Origin of the sequence: Acinetobacter sp. P8-3-8, from assembly GCF_000214135.1 — a bacterium.
GTDB lineage: Bacteria > Pseudomonadota > Gammaproteobacteria > Pseudomonadales > Moraxellaceae > Acinetobacter.
The window spans coordinates 1-9,348 of the sequence record NZ_AFIE01000079.1; the positions used below are offsets into that span (position 1 = coordinate 1).

Here is a 9,348-nt window from a genome sequence, read left to right on the forward strand (position 1 = left end):
GAGAATGGTCTGAACTGTTCCATCTTCTAATCTCTCTAACTGACTTCGAATCCAATTAATCACATAACCCGAATGAATCTGATCAGGATGAAACCGCTCAATTTTATAACCTAACTCTTCTGTTTGATCATAACGATCCACACTCCAAGCCTTGTTTGCTAATTTTCCACCACGACCACCCGACCATGCTCCACCTTCAATTTCAATAAGAAGTCTTAACCTCACAATATGGAAATCGAAACGCCAATTCTTTGTGGGAATAGGTTGAAACTTTCGTTCATAACCAATCAAGAGTTCTTCTAACTCCTAAAACAAGGTTTCATCAGCTTCTAAATACTTTTGAGTAGCCTTTGGCAGTGGTCTTATTCTTGGTTTGGTTTTACTGGGTTTCTTTTTGGTGAGGCAGGTATATTGACTGATTTCCATATTTCACCCAATAAAAAACCTCCCGAAGGAGGCATAGTTCGTACCTTAAAGATCTTGAATTAGTTCATTTAATTCTGTAGATGGAATTTCTTCAAAATTTTTATATTTCTCTTTATAAAATTTACTGACATTAAAGTTTATTACATCATTTTCAATAAGATCTAATGATTTTAAAATAGACCAAACCGCCATACATGCTTCGAATCTAATATATGCAGACCTTTCATTTTTTTCTAGAATTTTGAATTGATCATACAAATTTTTAGTGAATTTAACAAAACCTCCTGCTGGATGCCTATCGATAGTCTTGTATATATAAATCACATAAATATCAAACACATAATTAGTAGATGATAAATACTTTTGATTAGTTTCTAATATAGAAACGCTAGGTGTTCCAAAATTACCATTATCCACTTTGTCATTATTTTTATATTTACTTATATTTTCAGTAATCCATCTATGTGAAGCTTCCAATTTCTCATCAACACTCTGCTTTATGCTTGCTATATTTTCAAGCAAATCAACTTGATCCCCTAGTTTTTCTTTAATTTCACTTAAACCACGAATTTGAATTATTAATTCATCTTCATTATGTTTTTGACGAATGGATTCTCCATAAGTATAACCAATTGCAATAATTGCAAGTATGATTGAAATCATAGTGCCTGCAAAAGAGACATACCCAAGTGCGTTGGTACTATTATTATAAACAAATGCTAAGAAATAGATGATAAATTGCAAAATTATGGATAGCGTCAATAGATATATCCAATCTCTTGTTAACATATTATATTTTTTATTACTCATTTTTCTTTACCAGATATTAACAACTTAGTAATTATAATTATATCTATATTTATTTCAAGAATTTAAGTAGTGCTGAATATTCTTCATGTACTCATTAATCTGCTTTACCCTAATCTCACACTGATTCTTAAACGCCCAAGTGGAATTAAGATGGTTAAGTGAGAGTAAGCGTGCTTTGTCTTCTTCGAGTAGTTGGAGGTTCTTTTGCGCTTCGACTTGATTCATCCCACTTTCCTCTAGGCATTAAAAAACCACCGTTGAGGTGGTTTTGGGTTAGCTTGATAATTACCAACCAAGCAACATTTCTTCAGTCATGTTAATTGATGGACGTAAAAATATTGTTGGTATCTCAACACTCGTCTTTTCACCAGTTTTACTGGTTAATTCACAAGTTGCAGTTTCACCATCAATGGATAAAACCCTTATTTCGTAAATAGAAACTTTATGTCCAATTTGAATAGCCATTGTCAATCACTTAAATAAATAAAACCAAAATTGGTCAGATTTATTATACTCTATTTCAATGACTCTGTGGCTGAGCGAAAAAAACGCAAGATATTGTTATTAAATAAAAAAAGTGTGCATAGCGAACTAATCCTGAACCACCTTCCCACACTTCCTACACTCTCTCACTGTAAATAAATCTGAATATTCCCAAACATGTCGGCAGAGGATTTGTTTAATTCGGAGCATAGATACCTCCAGTAAAATTAAAAAGGACGTGGTGATCTGCCACATCCCTGCCTTAGATTACGATATTGATCAGCTCGGCAACTGATCTACCGCTACTCAACACGACAAACATCTCAAAGTTAGCTATTGATCTGCTTTGTGCCTTTCATTCTCTTTGGTCGGGGTGTCACCCACAATTTGAGGCTCTGAGGCTAACTCAATGTGTGACGAAATCACATTGGATATAATGGCTGTCTTTTAATAGACAACAAGAAAGCCCGCCATTTGGCGAACTTTCCTTGATACTTAAACCTATTTTTGACACTTCACTTCAAACTGGTATTCGTCTTGGGTAACCTTAATTTTAATATTTTTATATTTTCGTTTGTTTGGATCCATTGCCGACCCTGCTACTTCCTCAAAAAAGCTACGATCATTCATTAGCTCGCCATACGCTTTATAACCCAACAAAATCTTTTCAGGTTTTTTGCCGTTAACTGCTAATTCACTAAGAGTATCATCTAATTTCTTGACAGTTAGAATTGCCATTTCAGTAAAGCTCAAAAACAAAAAGGCATTATCACTTAATTTTATGAATAAATAATGTCAAAAAAAGCCCACCTTTCGATGAGCTTTCTAAAAATAAATATCACTGATCTTTATGTAAATTCTCTAAGAACTCATAAAGATCACCATATTTTACTTCTACATATTCTTTAACAGCATTCAATATAGGTTGAAACTCTTCAGGAACAGTGAAATTTTCAACTTGCTCCATAGCTTGCTCTGGAAACTCATCAGACAACTTAACCAAATCATTTAATTGTTTTAGTAAATCCTGTGAATCCATATTTAGCCTATTTAAACCGTCTTGGTCTCGGATGAACCGTAATACGACCAGAATATAAAAATACTACCTTATATGCCTTTGTTTTGTCAATTAAGCTTTTCGCATATCTTTGCGATAAATATCAGCATAAAAATCAATCTCATCTTTCATATCATTCAGTATGCTTTCAACCATAAATTCCAAATAAGCATAATTCTTACGATATGTTTCAGGCTTCACTTCTTTTAAACCAAAAAACTTTAATTTTTCTTCAATCGTAAATCCGTTAATTCCACGCAAATTAAAGAACAAAGTCATCTTTACTACTTTGAACGCAAATGATTTCAAATCGAATCTAATACGCTGCACATCCTTTGCCAAAGCCTCATATAAAATTGCTGCCAAATGATGATGCAAAGTGTGATAAGCCATTGTGTTGTCTCGATAATCGCCCCACACCAAAAGCTCACAATATGCCTTGGTCGCTTTATCTTCAATTGAAGCTATAGCACCGCAACGATCCTCCCAATTAGGCGCATCACCACCAGTTGACGCAGTAGAGATCTCATAGTTTGCTGTTTTCGCTCTCATTTGCTGTCCCATCCATTCCAAATTCGATAACTTCTCTGCTACTGCGTTCATAATTACCCCTTAAACTTTTAACTTTTCAACTTGAATAATCAGCTTCCCGCCTTTTTCTGATGGCAACCGCTTCACAAGCAATTCATCCACCTGGGAATCGTCCAGAATCAACCCGCCTTTCGACAAAGCATCGAAGCAAGGCTTAACGATGTTATCGATGTCACGTATTTTCGCATCAGGTGGCGCATATTCGATCTTTACTCGAACTCTGCCCTGATACCCTGCTGGCTCAATAAACCGCTTCATAACGTCAATAAAGTAGATTGCACGCTTACTTAATCGATTGGTCTTGTTAGCTCCACGAATCCAATAGTGATTCACCGAAGGAGGTGTGATTAAAACTTCACACCAGAGCAATTCATCATTCATCACACCAAATCCTTTCCCTTCGACCAGATGAGCCGGAATCTTTGGCATTGGATCTGGATTGGATTTCTTTTTCCCTGACTTGGCTGTTACACCAAATCGAGGGCCAATACCTGCTTTTCGTGCCTGTGCTGCGGTAATACGGAGATTAGTCATTAGCACCTCGCAGGGCTTTTTCTAAAATCTCAATCTGCACTTCAACTTGATCACATCCCCACAAATCATTTTCAGCTTTAAGCCCTTTAAGAACATATAAAGCTGATTCAATCCGCTTGTCTTTCTCTTCAACTAATGTTTGTAAATTTGCATTTTCGTAATACAGGTTGTGCGCATATTCATCCTTTTCTAAAAGGCCTTTGAGTTGATCAACCTCAGCCTGTCGAGATTGCTGACCAGCCAAATACATAGCCTTAGCTAGATTTTTAGTTGACTCCCACACATGCCTATTTTCTTTCCATGCCTCTTCAAACTCATCCATGACGTTCTGCCTCCAAATCCTTGACAATCGTACTCGGACTAAGATGATTGCGAATGTCGGTGACGTGGTCTGTGGTGTCATCAATGCGATGACCTGCTTTGATTTCTTCGGGCGTGGCGTGCCTCCATGCATTCATGTACCACTTCCCGATATGCTTTTGTTCTACTTTTTCAATCAAGTAATCTTCAGGCGAAAATGGATTTGCTTTGATCACTACCAAATCCCCCACCTTAAACTCGTCATGCTCTGCAATTGCGGTGCGGAGGTCGTCCAGACAATGCATTAAATTCAGAACCATAATGTTTGCTGAAAACCACTCATGTGTGCTATCCAAATAAACCTCTTTTGTAAGCCTATTGATGTAGCGAGTTTTACTAGTCCAAAAAACATAATCTGTTGATAGTTCAGGCGCTCCCTCCACAATCTCCCTCGCCTTTTCAATGCCGCCTACTTTCTCAATCAAGTTTTCAGAGTTGTTTATAGTTGTCATAGTGCCACCTCATTTCTATCCACATTCATAATGTCTTTTGCATACTGAGTCGCTTTGTAATGTGTGTCTGTCACTCGCTCTAAATATCTTTGCTTCACAAACATTTGAAGTAAGTGATAGACATTGGCTCTATGGATATCAAGCACTGCCTCTTGAATATCCCTAACCGTAAAAGGCTGTGTTGCATAGCATGCAAAAAGCACTACGCTTAAATGATCTTCGAATGTTGTTTTAGTTTCGCTCATACCAACACCCTCTTTGTTTTGTTGAATATCGCCCAACCAATGTTGTCTAATTTTTTCAAACCATTTTTGTTGTAGATATGAATTGAAGGTTTTCCATTTTCAAAATAGATCCCATCTTTAAACTCATTTAAGCTTGCTTTTTTCACTTCCTCTTCTAACTGTAACAACTCATCAATTGATAGATTTCGAGAAAGTTTGATTCGATCAAAACCATAAGTTTTCACACCCCACCTCCTACGCTTTCCACAATCGTCTTAATAGCCTTGAGTGTTAATTCATGGTCATCACCAGGCACAACAAACAGGCTTGCAATCATTTGCACTTTTTTGGCGTACTTACGAGCATCTTTGCGATATCCATTACGCTCACGGTCTAGCTTTTCGTTAAAGGCAAGCAGCTCGGCATGTTCTTTTTGAAGCTGTTTAAGATTCATTTCTAGGTAATCACTCACACCCCACCTCCTACGCTTTCCACATCTGCGATGGCCTTACGTAACTCACCAATATTTACAGTTTTATCTTTCACACCTGAATTACCTAATGTCCAAGAATAGAAATGTTCATCACTTGGCGCATTAGCAACAATCTTTTTAGAGTTTTCCAAGCCATGGATTTGTACTAACTCCCAGCTATCGACTAGGCGTTTTAGGTCATCACGTATATCAATTAGCAAACTCATAGGGAGATCAAAGCATCTACTAAAATCAGCAATATGCATTTTTGATGCAGATCTTGCTCTATCCCACCCATATTTTTTAACAAACTCAACCGCACTCATACCAACTCCCCTTGCGATCCTTGGTTTGGTCGTTTGAGAACGGCCTTTAATTTTTCAATATATTCCCTAGCTTTTGCTCGTTCTTCATCCGATTGCTTAGGCTCTGGATCAGCTCCGAAATCTACCCAAGAGGTTTTCACTGGTATTTCAACTGGCTTGACCCATTCAGCCTGCACCACACCTTGATCAACAAATTCCTTAATTACATCAAGGTAATTCTCTTTAAATGCCTCATAAACATTGTACGAAGCACGCTCAAAGTTTGATGAGTAATCAAGATTGATAAAACCCTCATAACAACGGTCATAAGCTTCTTTTTCAGCGTTTGTAATTTTGGTTTTTTGGTCTTGACGCCATTTGATAATATTGGCTAAAGCAGCATGTTTACCTTTGAAAGAATCAATAGCTCGCTGTTGTTCTGTTCCAAAACCAATAATCCCTAAACACCACTTGCGGAACATTGCTAGATCTGGACAGAATCCGTTATCACGAACCTGAGTTAAGCCGAAATTAATTTGATCTTTTGTTAATCCGTCAATGCATATTTTCATTGCATGATTGATTGCTTCAGTCGGCATGCCTTCAAAAGTTTTTTCAAAAGATCGAGGTGCGATTGCTTTAAATATTCCAACAAGTTTTGCTGAATTTGTTGGCTGTAAATCTTGTTGAGAATTAGAAACCATAGCCGTCATTGCTTTGCTCCTCTTGAATAATTAACTCTTGTATTTCAGACCAGCGAGTTGATGCTTGGCTTTGCTGGTAATTTCTCGTGTAAGTTTGAACAGCCTGCTTAGGCTCAAATAAACCAATCCAATTACTTGTTATAGAGTTTTTCAAAGATTGATTGGCTTTTTCAGAACCCCATTTGGTTAGGTCACTCAAAGCCAATTGAATTGCTTTTTGAGTGGGTGGTTTTTTCATGCTGTGACGCATTTCAACGTAAGCAATCCACAATTCACGTTGAACACCCTCAGGTAGATCCACTTTGCAAGCATCATCCAAAGAAAATTTATTTTTAGGTTTTTTCTCAGATATATTCTCTTGTGTAATCTCTTGAGTAGTCTCTTGGTATTCTCTTGTTAACATTGGCTCATTTTGAGCTAATGGAGATTGGCTCATTTTGAGCTGATCAACTGGCTCATTTTGAGCTACTGCATTGGTGCAATTTGAGCTACTCGATTGGCTCATTTTGAGCTGATCAATAGAATCAATAGCTTGTGTGATATTCTGCTCAATAATGCCAAGAACGTTGTAGTCAATTGAGTAGTAATTAACTTGATTTGAACGCTTCTTATCAAAGCGCTCAACATGAATTAATTTCTGGTCTTTAAGTGATTTAATGGTTCTTTTTAGGGTGGCTAGAGACATATACTTCAATTGCAAAAGCCACTCTGGATATGTGTTATAAATCCACTTTTGGTTATTTTTGTGCAACCTAGATGCGCCTAACCAATAATGAAGCTGCTGTAAAAATATAGCCTCATTAAGCCCTATTGCCATCGCTAGAGATGGCTGTACTTGCAAGGGAGACTCATTGATCAGGAGTTTCGACATATCTCGCTCCTTTGCTTGAGTTGCAACTCGTGCACATCGTTTGTAGGTTTTCGAGCGTTGATTCACCGCCTAATACCTCTGGTTTAATGTGGTCTAGTGATAAATTCTTTTGCACACCACACGTAACACAAGCAAATCCATCTCTTTCATAGACTTGCATACGCAATCTTTGTCCAATCTTCTTCTTTGTGTACTGGATTGGGCTTAGTGAATCTCTATACTCCAACTGTGCTTCGTGTGTTTTACGGGTGTAATCAGATTGAAAAATTTGATCAATGTGATTTAAATACCCAAAAGCAATCTGTCTTACGCAGTCCAAGCAAAGTTTCTTCTCATTCACACCAAATGGATGAGGGGCAAAACTAATTTCATTTCTGCATAAATCACAGTTAAATATTGAGTGTTCTTGAACGACTTGTGTTCTCTGTTGTTCATGTGCTAAATTTGTTGTCATATTCATTTCCATCTCGTTTTGAATATATGAAGCCTGATCTAAACCATCAGGCTTTTTTAATATCCGAGTTTTTCTTTCCGTTCACTGATTTCGTCATGAAACAAATCATCAACAGTTTCAATTCGATTCATCCAGCTCTTTGACATAACAAGAAGTGCTTCAACTCTTGATTTATCAATACTTTGATATTCTTTAGGCACGACCTTTAAACCAAGACAGCTCAATAACTCGCAAAACAATTCAATTTCGTTCAAGCCATTGTTTTTCTTGTCTGTTTTCATTCTTGTAACTGTGCTTGGATCAACACCAAGTTGCTCAGCAATTTCTTTTTGATTGCTCGAGTCAAGTCCGTGCAATATGCGTGATGCGTCATTTCTGGCGCTTGCACTTAATTCAATTGATACTTTGCTCATGGTGGTTCCTAGGCTGCATTAGTCTTTCTAAGAAAGAAGTCAAAAATGCTTTTGTGGGTTAATTTCTTGTCACTTGCATCGACTATTTTTTGAATAGTTTCCATGCTTGGTTTTTTTCGACCATGGATAAGATGTGATTCCATATATCCATAGGAAATATCTGTGGTTTCACAGAATTGGATGCGTTGATCTTTATCAAGACCACGCCAGAAATCGTAAAGAGTCACCATAAATACACCTTAAAGGTAAATTAATAATAAATATACCTATAAGGTAAACAAAATACAACCTATCAGGGTATTTATTTTTTCTACCTGATAGGTAAATTAACACTTATGAAAAATGGCAGATTTAAAAATGACTGAATTACAAACAATTCATGAGATACGACTTGGAAACACCAGAAAACTGATGAAAGAGTCAGGTTTGAGTCGAACTGAGTTTGCTGAAAAGATTGAAATGTCCTACAACTTATTGAGTCAATACATAGGAAAAAATCCCACTAAAAATATTGGTGATGACACAGTTGAGAAGATAGAAAAAGCGTTCAATAAACCTAAGGGATTCCTCGATCAATCAAGAGATTATGTAGTCAACTCAAAGGAAAACTCTTCAACGATAAAAACTTTAAGCCTTGAAGAAATTAGAAAAAAATTTAGCAAACCTGATTCAGAACTTACCGATCTAAATATGGGTGTTGGTATTTATGAAGATGGTGATCCTGTTCCTGAAGGGTATGTGGCTATTGATTACTACCCTGAAATCAAGGCTAGTGCTGGCAACGGTTATATAAACTTAGAAGACAGCAGTCCATATAAGTTATTCATACCTATCGTTGAAGTTAATGCATCTGGAGCTAGTGCTTCTCATTGCAAGATTTTTAATGTAGATGGGGAAAGCATGGTTCCTGATCTTTACCCAGATCAGAAAGTTTCTGTTGATACTTCAGCTAAAAAGATTTATGACGGTGAAATTTACGCATTCACTAAAGGAAGCGAGCTTAAAATTAAAATTCTTTTTAATTGGGGTGAAGAAGGTCAGGGTGGCTTTAGAGCTGTTTCGCGAAATCCAGACAAGGTGCGCTTTCCAGATGAATACTACTCTCCAGCTAAAATTGAATCTGAAAATATTCATATAGTTGGACAGTATTGGATGAAAATTGATATTAGAAAAGTAAGACGTTAAAAATCAT

At 36.8% G+C, this 9,348-nt stretch carries 18 protein-coding genes and 1 pseudogene; 1 reads left to right on the plus strand and 18 read right to left on the minus strand.

Translation table 11 applies throughout. The features are described 5' to 3' along the window. From GGG_RS19985 to GGG_RS0117715, 18 genes and pseudogenes are all read right to left on the minus strand, one after another. A pseudogene (locus tag GGG_RS19985) lies at positions 1–426 on the minus strand (hypothetical protein); the annotation flags it as partial. Positions 427–471: 45 nt separating this feature from the next. Next, the gene (locus tag GGG_RS0117630) at positions 472–1,236 is read right to left on the minus strand and encodes a hypothetical protein (RefSeq protein ID WP_010117364.1); all 765 of its coding nucleotides are present in this window, start codon (positions 1,234–1,236) and stop codon (positions 472–474) included. A gap of 285 nt (positions 1,237–1,521) precedes the next feature. Then, entirely contained in the window at positions 1,522–1,701 is a 180-nt protein-coding gene (locus GGG_RS0117640) for a hypothetical protein (protein WP_029574688.1), read from the minus strand. 519 nt (positions 1,702–2,220) lie between these two features. Beyond that, complete coding sequence (locus tag GGG_RS0117645) at positions 2,221–2,457, minus strand: hypothetical protein (protein WP_010117366.1); 237 nt, start codon at positions 2,455–2,457, stop codon at positions 2,221–2,223. A 100-nt stretch (positions 2,458–2,557) separates the two neighbouring features. Then, positions 2,558–2,758, minus strand: coding sequence for a hypothetical protein (locus GGG_RS0117650; RefSeq protein ID WP_010117367.1), 201 nt, complete (start codon positions 2,756–2,758; stop codon positions 2,558–2,560). 90 nt (positions 2,759–2,848) lie between these two features. Then, positions 2,849–3,379 (minus strand): hypothetical protein, encoded by a 531-nt coding sequence (locus tag GGG_RS0117655; protein WP_010117369.1) that lies wholly within the window; start codon positions 3,377–3,379, stop codon positions 2,849–2,851. Between the two features lie 9 nt (positions 3,380–3,388). Then, on the minus strand, positions 3,389–3,901 hold the full coding sequence (locus GGG_RS0117660) for a RusA family crossover junction endodeoxyribonuclease (RefSeq protein ID WP_010117371.1): 513 nt from the start codon (positions 3,899–3,901) through the stop codon (positions 3,389–3,391). After that, complete coding sequence (locus GGG_RS0117665; protein WP_010117373.1) at positions 3,894–4,223, minus strand: hypothetical protein; 330 nt, start codon at positions 4,221–4,223, stop codon at positions 3,894–3,896. Before GGG_RS0117665 ends, GGG_RS0117660 begins: the two co-directional genes overlap by 8 nt. Beyond that, positions 4,216–4,713 carry a hypothetical protein gene (locus GGG_RS0117670; RefSeq protein ID WP_010117375.1) on the minus strand — a complete coding sequence of 166 codons (498 nt, stop codon included), beginning with the start codon at positions 4,711–4,713 and terminating at the stop codon, positions 4,216–4,218. The genes GGG_RS0117665 and GGG_RS0117670 overlap by 8 nt, the downstream gene beginning before the upstream one ends. Beyond that, positions 4,710–4,958: a hypothetical protein gene (locus GGG_RS0117675; RefSeq protein WP_010117376.1), complete on the minus strand. Its 249-nt coding sequence runs from the start codon at positions 4,956–4,958 to the stop codon at positions 4,710–4,712. The genes GGG_RS0117670 and GGG_RS0117675 overlap by 4 nt, the downstream gene beginning before the upstream one ends. After that, positions 4,955–5,182: a hypothetical protein gene (locus GGG_RS0117680; RefSeq protein WP_010117378.1), complete on the minus strand. Its 228-nt coding sequence runs from the start codon at positions 5,180–5,182 to the stop codon at positions 4,955–4,957. Before GGG_RS0117680 ends, GGG_RS0117675 begins: the two co-directional genes overlap by 4 nt. Further along, on the minus strand, positions 5,179–5,409 hold the full coding sequence (locus GGG_RS0117685; RefSeq protein ID WP_010117380.1) for a hypothetical protein: 231 nt from the start codon (positions 5,407–5,409) through the stop codon (positions 5,179–5,181). Before GGG_RS0117685 ends, GGG_RS0117680 begins: the two co-directional genes overlap by 4 nt. Next, the gene (locus tag GGG_RS0117690; RefSeq protein ID WP_138920294.1) at positions 5,406–5,636 is read right to left on the minus strand and encodes a hypothetical protein; all 231 of its coding nucleotides are present in this window, start codon (positions 5,634–5,636) and stop codon (positions 5,406–5,408) included. Before GGG_RS0117690 ends, GGG_RS0117685 begins: the two co-directional genes overlap by 4 nt. 95 nt (positions 5,637–5,731) lie before the next feature. Further along, the gene (locus tag GGG_RS0117695; RefSeq protein ID WP_010117383.1) at positions 5,732–6,427 is read right to left on the minus strand and encodes a hypothetical protein; all 696 of its coding nucleotides are present in this window, start codon (positions 6,425–6,427) and stop codon (positions 5,732–5,734) included. Then, the gene (locus tag GGG_RS20510) at positions 6,408–7,289 is read right to left on the minus strand and encodes a hypothetical protein (protein ID WP_010117385.1); all 882 of its coding nucleotides are present in this window, start codon (positions 7,287–7,289) and stop codon (positions 6,408–6,410) included. Before GGG_RS20510 ends, GGG_RS0117695 begins: the two co-directional genes overlap by 20 nt. Next, on the minus strand, positions 7,267–7,743 hold the full coding sequence (locus GGG_RS20760; protein WP_010117386.1) for an HNH endonuclease: 477 nt from the start codon (positions 7,741–7,743) through the stop codon (positions 7,267–7,269). The genes GGG_RS20510 and GGG_RS20760 overlap by 23 nt, the downstream gene beginning before the upstream one ends. A 56-nt stretch (positions 7,744–7,799) precedes the next feature. Beyond that, on the minus strand, positions 7,800–8,156 hold the full coding sequence (locus tag GGG_RS0117710) for a transcriptional regulator (protein ID WP_010117387.1): 357 nt from the start codon (positions 8,154–8,156) through the stop codon (positions 7,800–7,802). Positions 8,157–8,164: 8 nt separating this feature from the next. After that, positions 8,165–8,386 (minus strand): hypothetical protein, encoded by a 222-nt coding sequence (locus GGG_RS0117715; protein ID WP_004725025.1) that lies wholly within the window; start codon positions 8,384–8,386, stop codon positions 8,165–8,167. Between the two features lie 127 nt (positions 8,387–8,513). Here GGG_RS0117715 and GGG_RS21425 point away from each other — a divergent pair, with 127 nt between their 5' ends. Beyond that, positions 8,514–9,341 carry a LexA family transcriptional regulator gene (locus tag GGG_RS21425; RefSeq protein ID WP_227500511.1) on the plus strand — a complete coding sequence of 276 codons (828 nt, stop codon included), beginning with the start codon at positions 8,514–8,516 and terminating at the stop codon, positions 9,339–9,341. Positions 9,342–9,348: the final 7 nt, after the last annotated feature.

Excerpts from the sequence above, each read along its gene's own strand:
- GGG_RS0117670 (WP_010117375.1), bottom strand. The coding sequence starts at position 4,713 with ATGACAACTATAAACAACTCTGAAAACTTGATTGAGAAAGTAGGCGGC.
- GGG_RS0117675 (WP_010117376.1), bottom strand. The coding sequence starts at position 4,958 with ATGAGCGAAACTAAAACAACATTCGAAGATCATTTAAGCGTAGTGCTT.
- GGG_RS0117690 (WP_138920294.1), bottom strand. The coding sequence starts at position 5,636 with ATGAGTTTGCTAATTGATATACGTGATGACCTAAAACGCCTAGTCGAT.
- GGG_RS0117710 (WP_010117387.1), bottom strand. The coding sequence starts at position 8,156 with ATGAGCAAAGTATCAATTGAATTAAGTGCAAGCGCCAGAAATGACGCA.
- GGG_RS0117630 (WP_010117364.1), bottom strand. The coding sequence starts at position 1,236 with ATGAGTAATAAAAAATATAATATGTTAACAAGAGATTGGATATATCTA.
- GGG_RS0117715 (WP_004725025.1), bottom strand. The coding sequence starts at position 8,386 with ATGGTGACTCTTTACGATTTCTGGCGTGGTCTTGATAAAGATCAACGC.
- GGG_RS20510 (WP_010117385.1), bottom strand. The coding sequence starts at position 7,289 with ATGTCGAAACTCCTGATCAATGAGTCTCCCTTGCAAGTACAGCCATCT.
- GGG_RS0117645 (WP_010117366.1), bottom strand. The coding sequence starts at position 2,457 with ATGGCAATTCTAACTGTCAAGAAATTAGATGATACTCTTAGTGAATTA.
- GGG_RS0117665 (WP_010117373.1), bottom strand. The coding sequence starts at position 4,223 with ATGGATGAGTTTGAAGAGGCATGGAAAGAAAATAGGCATGTGTGGGAG.
- GGG_RS21425 (WP_227500511.1), top strand. The coding sequence starts at position 8,514 with ATGACTGAATTACAAACAATTCATGAGATACGACTTGGAAACACCAGA.
- GGG_RS0117655 (WP_010117369.1), bottom strand. The coding sequence starts at position 3,379 with ATGAACGCAGTAGCAGAGAAGTTATCGAATTTGGAATGGATGGGACAG.
- GGG_RS20760 (WP_010117386.1), bottom strand. The coding sequence starts at position 7,743 with ATGACAACAAATTTAGCACATGAACAACAGAGAACACAAGTCGTTCAA.
- GGG_RS0117695 (WP_010117383.1), bottom strand. The coding sequence starts at position 6,427 with ATGACGGCTATGGTTTCTAATTCTCAACAAGATTTACAGCCAACAAAT.
- GGG_RS0117650 (WP_010117367.1), bottom strand. The coding sequence starts at position 2,758 with ATGGATTCACAGGATTTACTAAAACAATTAAATGATTTGGTTAAGTTG.
- GGG_RS0117660 (WP_010117371.1), bottom strand. The coding sequence starts at position 3,901 with ATGACTAATCTCCGTATTACCGCAGCACAGGCACGAAAAGCAGGTATT.
- GGG_RS0117640 (WP_029574688.1), bottom strand. The coding sequence starts at position 1,701 with ATGGCTATTCAAATTGGACATAAAGTTTCTATTTACGAAATAAGGGTT.